The 19,843-nt window shown below is 58.0% G+C and carries 18 protein-coding genes; 8 read left to right on the top strand and 10 right to left on the bottom strand.

Translation table 11 applies throughout. The annotated features are described in order from the left end of the window. Positions 1–3: 3 nt before the first annotated feature. Both ccoS and FMN63_RS15300 read left to right on the top strand, forming a co-directional pair. On the top strand, positions 4–156 hold the full coding sequence (gene ccoS / locus FMN63_RS15305; RefSeq protein WP_006933680.1) for a cbb3-type cytochrome oxidase assembly protein CcoS: 153 nt from the start codon (positions 4–6) through the stop codon (positions 154–156). Positions 157–228: 72 nt separating this feature from the next. After that, complete coding sequence (locus tag FMN63_RS15300; RefSeq protein WP_148584814.1) at positions 229–900, top strand: methyltransferase domain-containing protein; 672 nt, start codon at positions 229–231, stop codon at positions 898–900. Between the two features lie 30 nt (positions 901–930). Here FMN63_RS15300 and FMN63_RS15295 read toward each other — a convergent pair whose 3' ends face one another. Next, a complete protein-coding gene (locus FMN63_RS15295) occupies positions 931–1,131 on the bottom strand; it encodes a hypothetical protein (protein ID WP_148584812.1) in 201 nt (66 codons plus the stop codon). A gap of 256 nt (positions 1,132–1,387) precedes the next feature. Between FMN63_RS15295 and FMN63_RS15290 the strand changes: the two genes are divergently transcribed. Then, complete coding sequence (locus FMN63_RS15290; RefSeq protein WP_148584810.1) at positions 1,388–1,924, top strand: response regulator; 537 nt, start codon at positions 1,388–1,390, stop codon at positions 1,922–1,924. A 52-nt stretch (positions 1,925–1,976) separates the two neighbouring features. Here FMN63_RS15290 and FMN63_RS15285 read toward each other — a convergent pair whose 3' ends face one another. Beyond that, complete coding sequence (locus FMN63_RS15285; RefSeq protein WP_148584808.1) at positions 1,977–2,204, bottom strand: hypothetical protein; 228 nt, start codon at positions 2,202–2,204, stop codon at positions 1,977–1,979. Positions 2,205–2,404: 200 nt separating this feature from the next. Between FMN63_RS15285 and aroQ the strand changes: the two genes are divergently transcribed. Continuing rightward, on the top strand, positions 2,405–2,848 hold the full coding sequence (gene aroQ, locus FMN63_RS15280) for a type II 3-dehydroquinate dehydratase (protein WP_148584806.1): 444 nt from the start codon (positions 2,405–2,407) through the stop codon (positions 2,846–2,848). Positions 2,849–2,995: 147 nt separating this feature from the next. Here aroQ and FMN63_RS15275 read toward each other — a convergent pair whose 3' ends face one another. The 8 genes from FMN63_RS15275 to urtA all read right to left on the bottom strand — a co-directional run bounded on the left by FMN63_RS15275 (position 2,996) and on the right by urtA (position 13,059). After that, the gene (locus FMN63_RS15275; RefSeq protein ID WP_209001194.1) at positions 2,996–3,631 is read right to left on the bottom strand and encodes a sugar transferase; all 636 of its coding nucleotides are present in this window, start codon (positions 3,629–3,631) and stop codon (positions 2,996–2,998) included. Positions 3,632–4,015: 384 nt separating this feature from the next. Further along, complete coding sequence (locus tag FMN63_RS15270; RefSeq protein ID WP_148584803.1) at positions 4,016–5,323, bottom strand: UDP-glucose dehydrogenase family protein; 1,308 nt, start codon at positions 5,321–5,323, stop codon at positions 4,016–4,018. A 323-nt stretch (positions 5,324–5,646) separates the two neighbouring features. Beyond that, a complete protein-coding gene (locus FMN63_RS15265; protein ID WP_148584802.1) occupies positions 5,647–6,933 on the bottom strand; it encodes an ArgE/DapE family deacylase in 1,287 nt (428 codons plus the stop codon). 184 nt (positions 6,934–7,117) lie between these two features. Next, positions 7,118–7,813: an urea ABC transporter ATP-binding subunit UrtE gene (gene urtE, locus FMN63_RS15260; protein ID WP_148584800.1), complete on the bottom strand. Its 696-nt coding sequence runs from the start codon at positions 7,811–7,813 to the stop codon at positions 7,118–7,120. Positions 7,814–7,920: 107 nt separating this feature from the next. After that, positions 7,921–8,667 carry an urea ABC transporter ATP-binding protein UrtD gene (gene urtD / locus FMN63_RS15255; RefSeq protein WP_148584798.1) on the bottom strand — a complete coding sequence of 249 codons (747 nt, stop codon included), beginning with the start codon at positions 8,665–8,667 and terminating at the stop codon, positions 7,921–7,923. A gap of 4 nt (positions 8,668–8,671) precedes the next feature. Further along, entirely contained in the window at positions 8,672–9,910 is a 1,239-nt protein-coding gene (urtC, locus tag FMN63_RS15250) for an urea ABC transporter permease subunit UrtC (protein ID WP_148584797.1), read from the bottom strand. Further along, the gene (gene urtB, locus FMN63_RS15245; RefSeq protein WP_148584795.1) at positions 9,907–11,529 is read right to left on the bottom strand and encodes an urea ABC transporter permease subunit UrtB; all 1,623 of its coding nucleotides are present in this window, start codon (positions 11,527–11,529) and stop codon (positions 9,907–9,909) included. Before urtB ends, urtC begins: the two co-directional genes overlap by 4 nt. A 243-nt stretch (positions 11,530–11,772) precedes the next feature. Next, on the bottom strand, positions 11,773–13,059 hold the full coding sequence (gene urtA, locus FMN63_RS15240; protein ID WP_148584793.1) for an urea ABC transporter substrate-binding protein: 1,287 nt from the start codon (positions 13,057–13,059) through the stop codon (positions 11,773–11,775). Between the two features lie 587 nt (positions 13,060–13,646). Between urtA and FMN63_RS15235 the strand changes: the two genes are divergently transcribed. From FMN63_RS15235 to FMN63_RS15220, 4 genes are all read left to right on the top strand, one after another. Then, positions 13,647–14,156: an RICIN domain-containing protein gene (locus FMN63_RS15235; protein WP_162530052.1), complete on the top strand. Its 510-nt coding sequence runs from the start codon at positions 13,647–13,649 to the stop codon at positions 14,154–14,156. A gap of 174 nt (positions 14,157–14,330) precedes the next feature. Then, on the top strand, positions 14,331–17,720 hold the full coding sequence (locus FMN63_RS15230; protein ID WP_148584790.1) for a hybrid sensor histidine kinase/response regulator: 3,390 nt from the start codon (positions 14,331–14,333) through the stop codon (positions 17,718–17,720). Then, positions 17,710–18,624: a response regulator transcription factor gene (locus FMN63_RS15225; RefSeq protein ID WP_148584788.1), complete on the top strand. Its 915-nt coding sequence runs from the start codon at positions 17,710–17,712 to the stop codon at positions 18,622–18,624. Before FMN63_RS15230 ends, FMN63_RS15225 begins: the two co-directional genes overlap by 11 nt. A gap of 199 nt (positions 18,625–18,823) precedes the next feature. After that, positions 18,824–19,546, top strand: a complete 723-nt coding sequence (locus FMN63_RS15220) for a FadR/GntR family transcriptional regulator (RefSeq protein WP_162530051.1) — start codon at positions 18,824–18,826, stop codon at positions 19,544–19,546. Positions 19,547–19,843: the final 297 nt, after the last annotated feature.

Raw genomic sequence — 19,843 nt, 5'->3', positions numbered from 1 at the left:
AACATGGACGTTCTGATCTATCTGATACCGATCGCACTGCTTCTTGGAGCTCTGGGACTGGGAGCGTTTCTCTGGTCTCTGAAAAGTGGTCAGTATGACGATCTGGAAGGCGCCAAGTGGCGCATCCTTGACGATGATGACCTGCCCGGCAAGTGATTGCCGGCAATCTTGACTTTGGCCCGCTGCGGGCCTAGCCCCATGCACTCCTTGAGATCGTTGGAGCAATGCATGGAAACGTTTCCCGAAGCGCACAAACCTGGCTACGCCGTTTATTCCAGAACGTCGCTTGCCATCTACGATGCACTTGTGCTGGGGCTGTCCAACCGCTGGATCTGGCGTTGCCCGAGTTCCCATCTGGTCGCGCTTTACAATCACCATGTTTCCGCCAATCACCTGGATATCGGCGTGGGGACGGGCTACTTCCTGGACAAGACGCGGTTTCCCGTTGCAGATCCCAAGGTAGCCTTGCTCGATCCCAACAGGGATTGCCTCGGCAAGGCCGCTGCAAGAATTGCCCGCCTGAACCCTGTAACCATTCAAGCTGACGCCCTGGTACCGTGGCCGGGCAATATCGGCACATTCAAGACGATCGGTCTGAACTACGTGCTTCATTGCCTGCCGGGAACCATGGCTGAAAAGGCCGTGATTTTCGATCACGCCATCCCGCATCTCGATGAGGGGGGAACCGTCTTCGGTTCCACCATCCTGCAAGGCGACGCACCACGGTCTGGTGCCGCTCGCAAGCTGATGCGTGTCTATAACCGAAAAGGGGTCTTTTCGAACGAAGCCGATACGCAGGAGAGCCTGCGGACGGAACTCGAAAAGCGATTTGATGACGTGACGGTGGAAAGGATCGGATGCGTGGCACTCTTCAGTGCCAGGGAGCCTCGTTCTGCCTGAAGCTTCTGATCACAGGCCGCAACGAGCTGGCTAGGAAAGAACGTTGGACAGGGCCATTCCGGTGGCAAGCAGGACGAGCCCTATGCCGGCCAGCAGAAGAAGATTGTCTCTCAGTTTTGCGTGCGATGCGAGGTCGGACTGCTCGTTCTCCATGGGGAGCGGGTCGTCTTCCCCGAACGTTTCAGGATCTCGGGACATGGTTCTTACAATCGTTTGCAACAGGCCGCTCATTCAGTTCTATTTCGTGCCTGCAAGATGACGGCGCACAATTGAAAGTCCCGTTAATTTCAGCCCGGCCAAAAGGTTAATTGATCGCAATCTTACCAATGCGTGAAATGCTTTAGTGTATTGCAATCAATTTCTCAGCCTTTGCGTAACTATTCAAAGTCGATCCCGCGCATGCGGATAATTGAGGTGTCGAAAGGCACAGAACTAACTCATTGTTCAGACTTTCATGGCAATGGTAAAGTCAAACAAGGAGGACTAGGTGAGCCTTGATCTTGCCTCTCTGACATTCTTGCTGGTCGAAGACAGTGCTTACATGCGGACCATCCTGCGCACCATGCTTCAGGGGTTCGGAGCGCGTCGCATTGTCGAGGCCGAAGATGGCGCGTCTGGCCTGGAGGCCATGGACCGGGCGAACCCGGATATCCTCATTCTGGATTGGGTCATGCCGATCCTGGACGGGGCGGATATGGTGCGCATGATCCGCAGCCCGAACAATCCCTTCGCCTATATTCCGATCATCATGGTAACGGCGCATACCGAGCGCAGCCGGATTGTCGAAGCCCGGCGTCTTGGCGTGCATGAGTTACTGTCAAAGCCGATCTCGGCAAAGGCTCTTTATCAGCGCGTTTCCAGCGTGATCCTGCACCCGCGCGATTTCATCAAGACGGCGACCTATTTTGGCCCGGCACCCCGTGAAATCCGCAACCGCCAGAAAATCTGGCAAGGCGGCCCCGGCCAGCCGCAGCAGCCGCCGCAAGATGGCGAGGGTGACGCAAAGCTCACCGCGATCGGCTAAGCGACGACAATTTCAGCACAAGATTGTGTGGAGGCGTCAGACGATGATTTCGTCAGGCGGCTGATTGTGCCGCGGCGCGCGTGTTCGTTGCCGGATAAGATGCAGCACCTTGCGAATTGGAGGCTTCTGCTGCCTCGGCAAACTGTGCAAGCACGTCTAGATCAACCGTGTAGTGGTCGAGCAGGAACTGCGAAAGAACATCGATTGGCAGGTGATGATAACCTTCGATGGCAGCCATCAAAGCTTCAAGTGTGTCCAGCCGTTCACGGAGTTTGATCATGATTACCCGATGCGCCGATTTTTTTCTCACACTGGAGTTTTATGGTTAATAAAGCGTAAAGTGAATCGTTGCAAGAACGCGCGCTCGCGGTATCACCTCCCTTAGTACCCGTCCACAATCTTTTGCCGGAAATCTTCGATTTTCTTGGTAAAAGTGACCAGTGCACGGCAAGTTGTCTGTGAAGTTTCAGGGAAAACTCAATGGCAAAAATCATTTATGTTCTGAACGGCCCGAATCTCAATCTTCTCGGCAAGCGGCAACCCGAGATCTATGGGGCTCAGACGCTGGACGACGTTCAGGCCATGTGCGAAGCGGCAGCGAAGCCGGCTGGTCTCCGGATCGTGTTCCGTCAGAGCAATGCAGAGCATGAGTTGATCGACTGGATCCACGAGGCGCGGGAAGCTGCGGCTGGCATCGTCATCAACCCGGCAGCCTATACTCACACGTCGATTGCAATTCTGGATGCGCTCAATGCCTGCAGTTGTCCGGTGATCGAGGTTCATATCTCGAACATCCACAAGCGGGAAAGCTTCCGGCATCATTCATATGTTTCCGCCCGGGCCGACGCGGTCATCGCCGGCTGCGGTGTAGAAGGCTACCTCTTGGCCCTTCAACGGATGGTGACACTGTGCGCCAACGGGTAAGCCGGGGCTGCTGACAGTGGACGAAGACTTTGGGCTTTGCTGAAGCTTGGCGCACACCGAAAATCATGGGTGCCGGGTTCTGGAAAAAGATGTTCGTCAATAATGTAGGGAAGCATGCCGCACAAAGGCAAATGATCGCGACCTGCTTCAGGAACCAGTTGCGCTGAAGAATTCCTTCACGATGGTCGTAGCGAGGATCTTGACGTCCAGGGCGACCGACTGGCGCTCGACATAGGCAAGATCGTAGGCCAGACGCATACGGGCCGCGTAGGGGTCTTTGGTCTCACCGCGAAAGCCATTGACCTGAGCCAGGCCGGTGATGCCCGGCAGAACCGTGTGACGGTCCATGTATCTGGGATGGAAATCTTCATAGGGCTTTCCAGCTGCCAGCATGCCAGGCACATGCGGCCGTGGGCCGACCAGAGACATCTCACCCCGCAACACGTTGATCAATTGCGGCAGCTCGTCGAAATTACTCTTCCGAAGCAAGGAGCCGATCTGCGTCACGCGCGGATCATTGGCAACCGTTTGCGAAATTCCGGTGCTGTCGCACTGATCTTCGTACATCGTGCGGAACTTGAGCACGGCAAATTTCTTGCCGTTCAATCCGTAGCGCCACTGGCGGAAAAACACCGGTCCGCGGCTCGTCAATTTTATTGCAACCGCGCATACAACAAATAGGGGAAAAAGCAGCAAAACGCCGGTTCCAGCCCCTATCAGGTCAATGCATTTCTTCAATACGGTGTGTAGAGCACCACGTGACCTTCGGCTCCGGTTCGGCATGGTGATCCGGTCGGTGGGAAGATAGCCCCAAGGCACCAGGCCGCCAAATTTGAGAGCGTCGCGGCGGTGACCATCTGCGTCGTAAGATACTGTTTCGTCTGCCAAGATATGCCAGCCTCAACCTGATTTACGAGACCACTTAAAGTGCTTCAGCATCCTAACTGGAGGCAGTTGCAATCGCTATTGTATCGTTAATATGTGGTTAATAAGATCAGGAAAATTGTTGTCCATTAAGGGTTTGGTTACCATAGTGACGCGACGTGAGCAACGTGCAAACGTCAAAAATGATATGAAATTAATTTAATTTTTAAAATTTCGAACGCCGGACTGTTGTCAGCCCGGCGTTCTTATCGATTAAAAAATGTCAGTGGTAAAAATACCCGCTTAATAGCTGCGTCCGACGCTGGTGTATTCGAAGCCGCGGGTTTCCATATAATCTGGTTTGTAGATGTTTCTGAGGTCTACCACCTTGGGTGACGCAACCAGAGATTTAACTCGATCTAGGTCAAGCGCCCGGAACTGATCCCACTCCGTGACGATTACAACCACGTCAGCATTTTCGATGGCGTGATAGGGGCCATCACAGAACATGACGCCCGACATAACCTTCTCGGCCTCTTCCATGCTGGCCGGGTCATAGGCCCGTATCTTGGCACCGGCTTCCTGCAGTTTCGCGACGATATCGATGCTCGGGGCTTCACGCATGTCGTCCGTGTTGGGCTTGAAGGCGAGGCCGAGCAGCGCAATGGTCTTGCCGCTGACATCACCGCCCATGAATTCGATGACCTTGTCGGCCATTTTCTTCTTGCGGGCTGCATTCACCTCAATAACGGAATCGACGATCTTCAGATCCGATTGGGCGCCGGCGGCGATCCTGGACAGCGCGAGTGTGTCCTTGGGAAAGCAGGACCCGCCGTAACCAGGACCAGCGTGAAGAAACTTGCCGCCAATGCGGTTATCGAGGCCGATGCCGCGCGACACTTCCTGAACGTTGGCACCAACCTTCTCGCACAGATCCGCAATTTCGTTGATGAAGGTGATCTTGACCGCCAGAAAGGCGTTCGCCGCGTATTTGGTGAGCTCGGACGTGCGGCGGCGGGTCACGATGATCGGCGTTTCATTGAGGTAAAGCGGGCGGTAAAGCTCCTGCATCACTTCAATAGCGCGATCGTCCTCCGTGCCGACAACGACTCGGTCCGGACGTTTGAAGTCGTTGATTGCAGCGCCTTCGCGCAGGAACTCCGGGTTGGAAACGACGGCGAAATCCGCATCTGGATTCGTCTTGCGAATAATCGCTTCCACTTCGTCACCCGTGCCGACCGGAACGGTCGATTTGGTAACGACAACGGTGAAGCCCTCTATAAGACGCGCGATTTCCTCTGACGCTGCATAAACGTACGACAGGTCGGCATGGCCGTCACCGCGCCGGGTAGGCGTTCCAACGGCAATGAAAACAGCATCCGCACCGCGGATCGCCTCTTCCGGATCCGTGGTGAAGAAAAGACGTTCTTCGGCAACGTTCTTGGCGACAAGATCTTGTAGGCCGGGTTCGTAGATCGGGATCTGTCCGTTGTTCAGTGCATCGATCTTGCTTGCATCCTTGTCGATGCAGGTCACGACATGACCGAAATCAGCAAAACAGGTTCCGGACACCAGACCGACATAGCCGGTCCCAATCATTGCAACACGCATATTAAAATATCCTGCTTCTGGGTGGTCTTCAGGCGTTAGTCAATCACCGTAAGCCCGCTAGGTGCTGCTCGAATTACATGGATGGGCAGCAAAAGACCAGATCGTTGAAATCGTGTGGTTTGAAATTTTGAAAATCAGCTCCGTAAACACTTTTAAACAAGACTCGACAAGGCGTCTGCAATTGCCCGATCGTGTCTCAAGCGCGCAGCTTAGTGGAATGAAGCAAAAAACGGGAGCATTTTCTGGCTCAAGGGGTCACGGGGCGCTCAACACAAGATCTCCCTGCGCGATGAGGGGGCAAAAATAGGTACCCCTTCGCCAGTCTACTTTGGTGTGATGCCACACCACGCGGCGGTAAACAGGGCAATCGTCTTGGTGACTCTTTTCAGCGACGGCAGATTGACGCATTCGTCTATGCCGTGAATGTTTTTCGTCAGCGGGCCATAAGTGAGAGCGGGAATGCCGCAATGGTTCATGTAGAGCGCGGCATCCAGATAACAGGCCATGATCGACCGGTCGAGAGCAGTGCCGGATGTGATCCTGTGAGCTTCTGCGAGCGTGTTTTCAGCGTCGCTGCCTTCGGGGAGCAGGTATCCTGCCTGGCAGGTTCCGGTCCATTCCAGCTTCGGGTTGGCTTTTTCAAGCCGGGGGTCCCTCGCACCAAGCGTCTTCAGCATGTCCTCCAGGCTGGCCATCCGGTCTTGTGGGGCATTGCCAGGATAAAATCCGATCCGGCCTTCAAAGGTGCATTCGAACGGGATTGACGACTGCCATTCGCCACCGTTGATGGTGCCGATGTTGAGGCTCGCCGGATTACGCAGACCGTCGAAGCCGGGATGCCCGGTCTTTTCCTCGTTCCAGCGGGCTTCCAGCGCCTTCAGTTCGTTGATGACGAGGAAAGCCGCTTCAATGGCACTGAGGCCGGACTCCGGCTCGCGGGGGTGGGCCGGGACGCCCTGAACAGCAATCCGGAACTTGATCACACCGGAGTTTGCATAGATGACGTCTTCATCCGTCGGCTCGGGAATGAGCACGGCGTCAGCTGTCGCACCGCGCAGGATCGCAGCTGCAGTGCCGTTGCCGGTCACCTCTTCATCGATGACGGACTGGACCTCGAGAGGCCCTTGCAAACTGAAGCCGGCGGCCTCGATGGCATCGGCGGCAAAAAGATTGGCCGCAAGGCCTGCCTTCATGTCACCGGCCCCGCGCCCGAAAAGCCAGTCGCCCTCGCGTACGGCCGCGAAGGGCGGGTGGGTCCAGCAGGCCGGGTTGGCGGTGGGAACGACATCGACATGGGCATTCAGGATCAGTGAACGTCCATTCGCAGCCGGCATCTTGCGGCCGTTGACATTGAACGTGTCCTTGTAATCGATGGTGGCAGGAGAATAGGCCGGATGGGACTGAAGCGAAGCCACGTCGACAGGATAGGTCTCGACTTCATAGTCACGGCTTCGAAGCGCGTCGGCGACGATACTCTGAACACCGGCCTCTTCGCCGCGCAGGGACTGGGCGCGAACAATCTCCTGCAGGAAGGCAATCTCGTTCTCGAAGGCCGTGTCGACAGCAGCTGTGATTGCGGAAACGGCTTCTTTTGAAAGTGGTTGTGACATGACGGTCCGGCTGAGTGAGTGAAGAGGCAGGCAATTTGCCTGCACCCTATCAACTGCGCGCCGCGCGTCAAATCTGCCGTGACCGACGTCGACCAGGTCTCCTATTCGAAGCACACCGGAAAAGCAGCGTGCCAAAGACTGGAAAAAGCAGGGGGGGGAGCGGGCGTGAAAAGCGCACCCGGCTTTATATCGTCAGATACCGCCGGACCTCGCTTTCCGACAGATCCGCCCCGGTGCCGGAAAGCACCACTTCACCCCGATCCATCACGGCATAATCATCCGCCAGATCACGCGCAAACTCGAAGTATTGTTCCACCAGCACAATGGCCATGGTGCCCTGATCGCGCAGCCAGGAAATGGCCCGGCCGATATCCTTGATGATGGAAGGCTGGATGCCTTCCGTCGGCTCGTCCAGGACCAGAAGCTTCGGGCGGGTGACAAGGGCCCGGGCAATGGCAAGCTGTTGCTGCTGCCCGCCGGACAGGTCACCGCCCCGGCGGGACAGCATGTCGTTCAGCACCGGGAAAAGCTCGAAGATCGTGTCGGGAATGAAACGGTCCTTGCGCGGGATCGGCGCGTAGCCGGTCTCAAGGTTTTCCTTCACCGACAGGAGGGGAAAAATCTCGCGTCCCTGCGGCACGATGGCAATGCCCTTCTTTGCGCGGGCGTGGGCGGCTAACGAGGAGATATCCTCGCCGTCCCACAGGATCTTGCCGGCGCTGATGCCGTGTTGCCCGGCAACCGCGCGCAAGGTGGAGGTCTTGCCGACGCCATTGCGTCCCATTAGGCAGGTTACCTTGCCTGTCTCGGCTTTTAGTGAAACCTTCTTCAGCGCCTGGGCGGCGCCATAGTGAAGATCGATGTTTTCAACTTGCAGCATGGGCTGCCTTCCCTTCGCTGATCTCAATACGGCTGGAGCACTTTGCTTCGTTAGCTTCCGTCATCGATGCGGCACCAACCGAAACGACAACGGACAAAGACTAGCCCTCATCGTCCGAGATAAACTTCCACGACACGTTCGTTGGCTGAGACATGGTCGAGGGAACCCTCAGCCAGGACGGAGCCTTCATGCAGAACAGTGACTTTGACGCCCAGGGAGCGCACAAACACCATGTCGTGTTCGACCACGACGACCGAGTGATCATTGGCGATATCCTTCAGGAGTTCAGCGGTTTCAGCGGTTTCTGCATCCGTCATGCCGGCGGCAGGTTCGTCTACGAGAAGGAGCTTCGGGTCCTGTGCCAGCAGCATGCCGATTTCCAGCCATTGCTTCTGGCCGTGGCTCAGGTTGGCTGCAAGCTCGTTCCTCTTGGAACCGAGCCGGATCAGGTCGAGCAGATGGTCGACCTGTTTCTTTTCAGCTCCGGAAATGACGTGGAACAGGGTCGCGAACGGCCCACGCGGCGCTTTCAGTGCCAGTTCCAGGTTGTCCCAGACGGTGTGGCTTTCAAAGACGGTGGGTTTTTGAAATTTACGGCCGATGCCAAGCTCGGCGATCGAGGCTTCATCTTCGCCCGTCAGGTCGACCGTTCCGTTGAAAAACACCTCGCCGCTGTCCGGCCGGGTCTTGCCGGTGATGACGTCCATCATCGTGGTCTTGCCCGCACCATTGGGGCCGATGATGGCCCGCATTTCGCCTGGGGCAATCGTCAACGACAATTCGTTCAGCGCCTTGAAGCCGTCGAAGGAGACCGACACGCCGTCGAGATAAAGAAGACTGGAAGATCGTGCCATTGCTTTACTCCGCAGGTTGGGGCTCGGCATCCGCCGGCAGGGTCGAAGAGGATGTCTTCGGGCTGACATTGGCCGGTGAGGCGGGCGACTGCGGTGCCTGGCTTGGTGGCTCGTCCGACCCTGCCTCGTAATCTTCGGAGATCTTGCGTTGCCGCAAGGCTGTCCAGCCCTGGGAAACGATGCCGACGATGCCTTTCGGCAGGAACAGGGTCACGACCACGAAGAGGCCACCAAGAGCAAACAGCCAGATATCGGGCAGGGCGGCGGTGAACCAGGTTTTGGCGAAGTTGACCAGCACGGCGCCGAGCACGGCGCCAACCAGTGTTCCGCGTCCGCCGACCGCGACCCAGATCACCACCTCGATGGAGTTCGCAGGCGCAAATTCACCCGGGTTGATAATCCCGACCTGCGGTACATAAAGTGCACCGGCAATACCGGCCATCATGGCGGACAGGGTCCAGACGAACAGCTTGTAGTGTTCCACACGATAGCCCAGGAAGCGCGTCCGGCTCTCCGCATCGCGCACGGCCACCAGCACCTTGCCAAGTTTCGATCGGGTGATCGCCCGGCAGATGAGGAAACACAGGACCAGTGCCAGGCCTGAGGCTGCAAACAGGCCGGCACGGGTCGTGTCGGCTTGAATATCGAAGCCGAGAATGTCCTTGAAATCGGTCAGGCCGTTGTTGCCGCCGAAGCCCATGTCATTGCGGAAGAAGGCAAGCAGCAGCGCATAGGTGAGGGCCTGAGTGATGATCGACAGGTAGACGCCGGTCACGCGGGAGCGGAAGGCGAACCAGCCGAAGACGAAGGCCAGCACGCCCGGCACCAGCAGCACCATAAGCGCTGCAAACCAGAACATGTCGAAGCCGTACCAGTACCAGGGCAATTCACCCCAGTTCAGGAACACCATAAAATCCGGCAGGATCGGGTCGCCATAGACGCCGCGGGTGCCGATCTGGCGCATCAGATACATGCCCATGGCATAGCCGCCGAGCGCGAAGAAGGCTGCGTGACCGAGCGAGAGAATGCCGCAATAGCCCCACACCAGATCCACTGCCAACGCCAGCAGGGCGTAGGTCAGATATTTGCCCATCAGCGTGACCGCATAGTTCGGCACGTGAAAGGTAGACCCCTCGGGCAGGAGCAGATTGCAGGCTGGCACCAGGATAATCACGGCTGCCATGATGGCGAGGAAGAGCCCCGCTCGGGCATCCATGGCGCGGAAGAGAAAGGAGGACATCATGCTTCAACTGCCCGGCCCTTGAGGGCGAACAGCCCCCTTGGACGCTTCTGGATAAAGAGAATGATAAAGACGAGCACGAAGATCTTGCCGAGCACGGCTCCTGCATAGGGTTCGAGGAACTTGTTGACCACGCCAAGCGTCATGGCGCCCACCAGCGTACCCCACAGGTTGCCGACACCGCCGAAGACCACGACCATGAAACTGTCGATGATGTAGCCTTGGCCGAGGTTCGGCGAGACATTGTCGATCTGCGACAGCGCGACACCGGCGATCCCGGCAATGCCGGACCCGAGCCCGAAGGTGAGGGCGTCGATCCACGGTGTCCGGATGCCCATGGAGGCCGCCATGCGCCGGTTTTGCGTCACGGCACGGGTATAGAGCCCGAACGGGGTTTTCTTCAGGACCAGCATCAATCCGGCGAAAACCAGCATCGCGAAGACGATGATCCACATGCGGTTATAGGTGATCGTCATCTGGCCGATCTCGAAGGCGCCGGACATCCAGTCCGGATTGCCGACTTCCCGGTTGGTCGGGCCGAAGATCGAGCGCACCGCCTGCTGCAACACCAGCGAGATGCCCCAGGTCGCAAGCAGCGTTTCCAGGGGGCGACCGTACAGCCAGCGGATGACGCCGCGCTCGATGGCAACGCCCACCAGTCCCGAGGTGAGGAAGGCAAGCGGCAGGGCGATGAAAAGAGAATATTCGAACAGGCCGGGCGCCGAGGAGCGAATGAACTCCTGAACCACGAAGGTGACGTAGGCCCCGATCATCACCATCTCGCCATGCGCCATGTTGATGACGCCCATGACACCGAAGGTGATGGCAAGGCCGATGGCGGCGAGCAGGAGAACCGAGCCAAGAGACAGGCCGTACCAGATGTTCTGCGCGGCATCCCAGGCCGCGATGGATTTCTCGATCTTGGTGATTTCCGTCGTCGCCGCTTCGCGCAAGGCGCCTTCGGACGAGGATTGCACGGCTATCAGACGCGACAGTGCATCACGATTGCCCATTGTACCCAGCGTCGAGACCGCCTGAAGTTTTGCTGCCTCGTCCATGTCTGAATTCAGGACCGCCGCAGCCCGGGCTTCTTCCATCTTCTTGCGCACGCCGTCGTCCGCTTCAGCGGCAATGGCGGCATCCAGCGCCTCGATACCGTCCGGGTCTTTCGCCTTGAAAATGGCTTCCGCTGCCGCCATCCGCACCGCCGGATCGGGCGCCATCAGGGTCAGGGACCCGAGAGCGGACCGGATCACCCGGCGCAGGCTGTTGTTGACCTTGATCTTCTTGATCTCGCGCTTGGAAGCTTCACCGGCTGTTTCCATGGTCAGCGGATCAATCAAGGTGTAGGCCTTACCGGCCTTCTTGATGATAAAGACCTCGCCATCGGCCTTGCGCGCGTAAAGGTCGCCGTCACTCAGCGCTTCGAGGGCCGGTGCGACCTGTGGATCGCCGGTCGCGACCAGCGCGCCGATCTGCTTTTCCGTCTCGGAATATTTGCCCTTGGCCAGTTCGTTGATCAGCGGACGGAGCGTCGCAGCATCACTTTGGGCCAAAGCCGGCGTGGCGAGCAGACTGGCAGCGAGGCTGAGGAGCAGTAGGAAGGATCTCATCAAGGACATCGTGTCCACCGGTGTTTTGAGCTTTCACCTGACGACCTCATCCTGAGGAGCCGCAGTGCGGCGTCTCGAAGGATGGGCCACTTGCTTCCGGGTTTGCCGCCCACCTTTCGAGATGGACCTTGTGGTCCTCCGCAGGAGGAGGGGAGAGCTGGGAGCTTGTCTCCAGGCAAACCTTTCCGGTTCGAAAACCGGGGGAAGAAGGGGACGGGTCTCGTAAGACCCGTCCGATTTCCGTGTCCTCCCTTAAGACCCGGAACCGCCGCACTTGCCGGTGACGGTGTTGAAATTGCCGCAGGAAAGCGGTGCGCGCCAATCGGAGATCAGGTCCTTGGAGCCTTCCAGATAGTCGGACCAGGCATCGCCAACGACGAGACCGGAGGTTTCCCAGACGGTTTCGAACTGGCCGTCGTCCTGGATTTCACCGATCAGCACCGGTTTGGTGATGTGGTGGTTCGGCATCATCGCGGAGTAGCCGCCGGTCAGGTTCGGAACGGAAACGCCGACGATTGCATCGATCACTGCGTCAGGATCGGTCGTGCCGGCCTTTTCGACAGCCTCGACCCACATGTTGAAGCCGATGAAATGAGCTTCCATGGGGTCGTTGGTCACGCGATTGTCGTCGCCGATGTAGGCGTGCCATGCGTCGATGAACTCTGCGTTGGCTTCGGTGTCGGCGGACTGGAAGTAGTTCCAGGCGGCAAGGTGGCCGACGAGCGGTGCCGTGTCGAGACCGGCCAGTTCTTCTTCACCCACGGAGAAGGCGACCACAGGAATGTCTTCTGCCTTGATGCCCGCGTTGCCCAGTTCCTTGTAGAAGGGAACGTTGGCATCGCCGTTGATGGTGGAAACAACGGCGGTTTTCTTGCCGGCCGAGCCGAAGGTCTTGATGTCGGACACGATCGTCTGCCAGTCGGAGTGACCGAACGGCGTGTAGTTGATCATGATGTCTTCGTCGGCAACACCCTTGGACTTCAGGTAGGCTTCCAGGATCTTGTTGGTTGTGCGCGGATAGACATAATCGGTGCCTGCCAGAACCCAGCGCTCGACGCCTTCTTCGTTCATCAGGTAATCGACAGCCGGAATGGCCTGCTGGTTCGGTGCAGCGCCCGTGTAGAAGACGTTGCGCTGGGATTCTTCGCCTTCGTACTGAACCGGATAGAATAGCAGCGAGTTGAGTTCTTCAAAGACCGGCAGAACGGACTTGCGCGAAACGGACGTCCAGCAACCGAAGACGGCATCGACGCCGTTCACTTCGATCAGCTCGCGCGCTTTTTCAGCAAACAGCGGCCAGTCGGAAGCCGGGTCGACGACAACAGCTTCGAGTTTCTTGCCCAGGAGGCCGCCCTTCTTGTTCTGCTCTTCGATGAGCATCAGCATGGCGTCCTTGAGGGTCGTTTCGGAGATGGCCATCGTTCCAGACAGCGAGTGCAGGATGCCGACCTTGATGGTGTCATCCTCCGCAAACGCGCCACCTGCAATGGTGGAAGCCATCAGGCCTGCGAGTGCGAGTTTGGCAAATGTCTTTTTCATGTGATTTTCCCCTTGGTCACGGCACCGGTTCCCGGCCGGTGCAAGGCGGGCCCCGGAAGGAGCGGCGCCGTCGGGGATGGATCGTGCGCCGGAAACGACGCACTGCAACATACGTCGTTTGACGTAACTCCCGACCCACAGGGACCTGATCGAGCCTGAGTCGCGTGTATTGGCACGCAGTTCGATTGAGATCTGATTCAGCGGTCCGAACAGGAAACGCCTCCGCCCTGAGCGGTCTTTCGGGACATCACCTCGCTCCGAAACAGCCTGTTCGTTGCAGTAGGCGTGTCAGGGCTGCATCCAGGAGAATTCGTCAGGCACCCGTGGTGAAAATACGTGCAGAGGGGCCTCATGCAGTGCCCTTGTTGAATGAATTCCGGTCAACTTCTTTGGTGTTTGCGCGAACTGGAATCCTTATGTGGTAGTTGCTGGTAAATTCTGATAGGAAATTTGAATGCCTGGTGCGTGCCGGGGTAAGTATATTGTCGAAAAATACATGCGCGTCAGATGAAAATCTTCAATTTAATATTTTTGGGTGACACGAAATGCTTTGGGTAAAGTCACGATTTCAGAAGGTTGTGCTGGGTTTGATTCTTGGAGGGATTCTGGGTTTCGGAACGTTCGGATCGGCTGCCGTCGCACAATCGGTTGATCCTCAATATTACTTTCGCCTCACCACCCAGTTTCGTGGTGACGACATGTGTCTCGATGTCTTCAACGGCGGCGCGAAGAACAACATGACCCACCTTGCCAGGTGTGCCGATCTCTCCGGTCAGTACTGGCGTTTCCAGCCTGCCGGGGACGGATACTACAAGCTGACAACGATGTTCCGGGGGGCAAACATGTGTCTGGACGTTTTCAACGGCGGGGCGCGAAACAATCAGGTGCATCTTACACAATGCGCCGACTACTCCGGCCAGTTTTGGAAAGTAACACGTCAGGGCGGTTGGAGCAGACTGACAACGCAGTTCCGGGGCGCATCCATGTGTCTGGATGTCTTCAATGGCGGTGCCAACAACAACATGCCGCACCTCACCAACTGTGCCAACCTCTCAGGCCAGTATTGGAAGCTGTCCAGAACCGGCAAGCGGATATAGTCGCAGACAAGGCAATTGTTCCCTGGGGCCGGAAATGTGCAGATTGTATTTCCGGCACAATTGTTGCTGTTCTGCAATTGTCGGTTGGAATGCGGTTGAGTTGGGCTTCAGCCTTGTTGCTTTGCGGGTATTGTGCTTGAAAAACGGTCGATTGCTTAATGAAGAGGCAGTGGCATGAGAGCCCGCCAGCGCATCTTGCCTGTTCGTCGTCAGTACAACAAATGGGTCAACAACCAGACGCTTGAGGACTACGCGCTGCGCTTCACCGCAAAGAGCGCGCGCCGTTTCTCCTCTCGGGCAATCTCTCAGACAGCCATCGGCGCGATCTCTTTCCTGGCGCTGGAAGCCATCGGCGGGGCGATCACCTTGTCCCATGGAACGGCCAATGCCTTCCTGGCCATTCTGGTTGGCAGCCTTGTTCTGTTGATCGTTGGCCTGCCGATCAGCCGCTATGCCATGCGCTACGGCGTGGATATCGATCTGCTGACCCGCGGTGCCGGGTTCGGCTACATAGGGTCGACCGTCACGTCGCTGATCTATGCCAGCTTCACCTTCATACTCTTTGCGATTGAAGCTTCCATCATGTCGAGCGCGCTGGAGTTTGCCTTCGGTGTGCCTTTGTGGCTGGGCTATGTCGTCAGCGCTGTTGCGGTCATTCCGCTGGTCACCCACGGCATTACCTGGATCAGCCGCTTTCAGCTCGCGACCCAGCCTTTCTGGATCATCCTGAACATCCTGCCGTTCGTCTTCATCGCCTTCACCGACTGGCAGGCCGTTGGCGAGTGGCTGACTTTTTCCGGCATTGACCCGGTCACGCAGGCCCCGCGCACCACAGTGGGCGGCTGGGACAGTATTAATCTGGTCAGCTTCGGTGCGGCGTCTGCCGTCATCCTGGCCTTGATGGCCCAGATCGGTGAGCAGGTGGATTTTCTCCGGTTTCTGCCGGCGCAGGATTTTGCCCGGCGCAGACACAGGCTTGCCCTGTTTCTGGCTGGGCCTGGTTGGGTCGTTCTCGGCGCTCCCAAGATGATTGCCGGATCGTTTCTGGCGGTGCTTGTGCTGTCCCACGGTGTTCCGGTTCAGCATGCCGACGAACCGTCGCGCATGTACGCCATTGCTTTTGGCTACGTGATCCCGAACGAAACCGTGGTCCTTCTGCTGATGGCAGCTTTCGTAATGGTGGCGCAGCTCAAGATCAACGTGATGAACGCCTATGCCGGGTCGCTCGCCTGGTCGAACTTCTTCTCGCGCCTCACCCATTCCCATCCGGGGCGGGTTGTCTGGCTGGTCTTCAATGTTGGCATCGCCCTGCTGCTGATGGAACTCGGCATCTACCGGCTGCTGGAGGAAACCCTCGGCGTTTTTTCCATCATTGCAATGGCCTGGCTGTCGGCCATTTCGGCGGATCTCTTCATCAACAAGCCGCTGGGGCTGTCGCCTCCGGGCATCGAGTTCAAGCGCGCGCATCTTTATGACATCAACCCCGTCGGCACCGGGGCCATGCTTCTGGCTGCGGGGTTTGCTCTTGCGGCGCACTTTGGCGAGTTCGGCGAGACTGCCGAGGCGATGGCCACCTTCCTCGCCATGGCCATCGCCTTCGTGGCTGCGCCCCTGATCGCCTATGCGACCAGGGGACGGTTCTATCTCGCGCGCAAACCGCGCCAGAGCTGGCAGTCGAAGGAACACATCGCCTGCTCGATCTGCGAAAACCCGTTCGAACCGGAAGACATGGCCTATTGCCCGGCTTATCAGTCTCCAATCTGTTCGCTGTGCTGTTCTCTCGACGCGCGCTGTCACGACAGCTGCAAACCGAAGGCGCGGTTGTCCTATCAGGTCGGCACCGTCGCGGGGCATGTTCTGCCGGAAAAGGCAATGGCGTTCCTGCGATCCCGGCTGGGGCGCTACGCGCTCATCTCCGTCCTGTCGAATGCGGCAATCGGTCTGGTGCTCTGGATCATCTACGCCCAGGCGGAGAACCGTCTGGGAGACCCGACCGGAATTATCGGGCAGACGGTTCTATTGATCTTCTTCGTCTTCGCCATCGTCGTCGGCATTGCCTGCTGGTTTCTGGTGTTGGCCCACGACACGCGCCGGGTCGCTGAGGAAGAATCCATGCGCCAGAACGCGCTGCTCCAAAAGGAAATCGATGCCCACAGTGTCACCGACGCAGCCCTGCAGAAGGCGAAGGAAGATGCCGAGGCGGCCAATCTTGCCAAGAGCCGTTATGTGGTTGGTCTCAGTCATGAACTCAGAACCCCGCTGAACGCGGTCATGGGCTATGCGCAGGTGCTGGAGCACGATGACAGCGTGCCGGAAGCCCGCAAGCCTGCCGTCAGCACGATCCGGCGCAGCGCCGAGCATCTGTCGGGGCTGATCGATGGTCTTCTGGATATCTCGCGCATCGAAGCCGGAAGGTTGCAGATCTATTCCAACGAGATCAACATTCACGAGTTTCTGGATCAGATTGTCGACATGTTCCGCATGCAGGCCTCGGCCAAGGGGCTCGGCTTCAGCTATGCCCGTGCGCCCAACCTGCCGGTCTTTGTGCGAACAGATGAAAAGCGCCTGCGGCAGATCCTGGTCAATCTTCTGTCCAACGCGATCAAGTTCACCACCAAAGGCACCGTTTCGCTTGCCGTCAGCTACCGTTCGCAAGTGGCCTGCTTTGTCGTGTCGGACAGTGGACCGGGTATCGCGCTTGATGAGCAAGTCAAGATTTTCGAACCTTTCGGCCGCAGCAAGGCCGCGGATGGTGCCAAGACGCCGGGACTGGGCCTCGGGCTGACCATCACCAAGCTTCTGACGGAAACCATGGGCGGGGCTATCGCACTGTCCAGCGAACCGGGCGAGGGCGCCTCCTTCGAAGTGCGCCTGATGCTGGCGGCTGTCGACAGACCCGTCGATACGATCCGCCTGGAAAGACAGGTGCGAGGCTATAAGGGCGAGCGGAAAACGGTTGCCGTGATCGACGACAATCCGGATCACCGGTCTCTTGTTTGCGATATCCTGAAACCCATCGGATTCGCCGTTGTCGAAGCGGAGACGGGCCGGGCCTGCCTTGAAACCGTAGAACCGCTTCGGCCGGATCTCTACCTGATCGATATCCTGATGCCGGGAATGAACGGTTGGGAGCTTGCTGAGGAGCTGCGGGACAGAGGCGCGACCGCGCCGATCATCATGCTGTCCGCCAACATCGGTGACAAGGCTCTGCGCCCGGACGGACCGGCGCATCATTCGGCCACGCTTGCCAAGCCGTTCGCCATCGGCCAGCTTTACGACCTGCTGCAAAAACACATGGGGATTGTGTGGACCGAACTGCCGGTCGAACGCACCCGGGAACCTGCCAGAAAGGATCCCCTGAAATCGCCAGGTGCCGATCACGTCGCCGATCTGCTCTCTCTTGCCGAGATCGGTTATGTGGAAGGCATTGAGGCCAAGCTGAACGAGTTGGCGCAAACGCCGGAAAATCTGCCCCTGATCGATGCATTGAATGTCCATCTCGCCCGGTTCGATTTCGATGCTTACAAAAACGTCTTGAGTGAATTGGAAACACATGACGGATGATCGTCGCGATACGGTTCTTGTGGTCGACGACAGCCCGGAAACGCTCGGCTTCGTCACCGAAGCTCTGAAAAAGACTGGGGTGGCCGTTCTGGTGGCGACCAGCGGCGAGACCGCGCTCAATATCTGCAACAAGGTGACGCCGGACACGATCCTGATGGATGCGGTCATGCCGGGTCTCGACGGTTTCGAAACTTGCCGTCAGATCAAGGAAAACCCGGCACTTCAGCATGTGCCGGTTATCTTCATGACCGGGCTGTCCGAGACGGAGCATGTGGTAAAGGCGCTGGAATCGGGCGGCGTCGATTTCCTTACCAAACCGATCGACGTCGATGAGCTCAAGGCGCGGATCAAGGTGCACCTGAAGAATGCCCGTTCGGTTCAAAGCGCCCATGTGGCGCTGGACGCTGCCGGCCGGCATCTGGTGGCGGTATCGCAGGAAGGGACGGTCCTGTGGTCGACACCGCAAATCCACAATCTGCTGGCAAAGACAGGTGCTGCCGAAACCAGTCTTTTTCGTTTGGGTCAGGCGCTGGGGGACTGGCTGGATGGGCAGCAGGCTACAGGAGAGCGGCGCAAGAGTTTCATGCTCGGCTTGTCTGAAAACCTTGCGGTGCAGCTTCACCCGCTTGGCCGCGTCGGTCCGGATGAGAACCTGTTCCGCGTGACTGCGGAAGATGAAGCCGGTCAGGTTCAGGCGCTTCAGGGCAGCTTTGAACTGACACAGCGCGAGGCGGAAGTTCTGATCTGGATCGCCAAGGGCAAGTCCAACAAGGATATAGGCGAAATTTTGGGCCTGTCGCCGCGCACCGTGAACAAGCATCTGGAGCAGATCTTCGTCAAACTTGGCGTCGAGAACCGGGCTTCCGCAGCTGTGCGCGCGGCCGAGGTAATCTACGCGCTTTAGGGCCTTGTAAGCGCGTGCGTTTGGCAGGCTCCTCCGCAATCGCACAAGTCCGACCTTCTTCAAACAATGAGAATGGCAGCTTTCTGCCGTTTGAAACCGTAATGCCGATTGGCTCGACAAGTGCCTAAGCTTGTCTTATGGATGCATTAAGCCGCTTGATAACATGAAGAACGCTACGGCAATGCAAGGAGAAACAGGCATGGTGGAGTCTCGGGAAGTGCGCCGGTCGTCGCTGTTGCCTGACCGCATTGCCGCGGACATCATGGCAAAGATACAAGACGGCGAACTGATGCCCGGCGATCTCTTGCCCACCGAACACGCCCTTGCCGGAACATTTGGTGTCAGCCGCAACGTGGTGCGTGAAGCCATCGCCCGGCTTCGCTCCGATGGTATCATTGAATCGCGCCAGGGCCGTGGAGCCGTGGTCAAGCCCGTTTCGGAACGCGAAACCTTCCGTGTCGACATCAGATCGCTCGAAAAATCGGGCAATCTGGCAGATCTCTTCGAATTGCGCGGGCTTCTGGAAATCGAGGCTGCGGGCCTTGCCGCCTTGCGCCGGAATGCGGAGGATCTTGCGGAGATGCGCGCGGCAGTCGCCGTGCTTGAGGGGCACAAGCAGTTCAACGAACAGCGGCTGGAAGCTGATGCGGTGTTTCACCGGGCAATCGGCAAGGCTGCCGGCAATTCCTATCTCTTTACGATCATCTGCTACATTTCCTCGCGCTTGAAGGAAACCACGCGAGCCACGTCGGAGAGCTACGCCAAGGGCGATCTGGTCGAGATCACCCAGAAAGAGCACAGCAGAGTGCTTGCGGCAATCGAAGCAGGCGACAGGACATCCGCCCGCGAAGCCATGGCAACGCACCTCCAAGGCGCGGCTTCCCGCCTCAATGTCCAGGTCAAGCTGGGGACAAGCGTTTAGGGCCTCGCCCCATGAAGAACGACGGAGTGGCATGAAGCGGGCAGGCGCGCGCGAAGCGGGTTTGCCTTCTTATGGCCAGAGAGCAAGCAGGAGACAGTTCCTGACGGGATGTGGGCCACACGCACAACGGCCCCGTAACGGAAGACCCCGACTCAAGGTTTTCGCAGGTTGCCGCGCAGAACGGGGCCACCACCCAAAGCCTCATTTCCTGCGCTTCCGTGCCTTGAGGAAGACCAATCCGCCTAAACCATTTCGTCTTCATTTATGGTTCCACACCCTAAACGTTTCGGAAAAATC

The organism is Stappia sp. BW2, from assembly GCF_008107695.1.
Lineage (GTDB): Bacteria > Pseudomonadota > Alphaproteobacteria > Rhizobiales > Stappiaceae > Roseibium.
The sequence above is the reverse complement of the archived record's forward strand: the minus strand, read 5'-3'. Positions and strand labels throughout refer to the sequence as shown.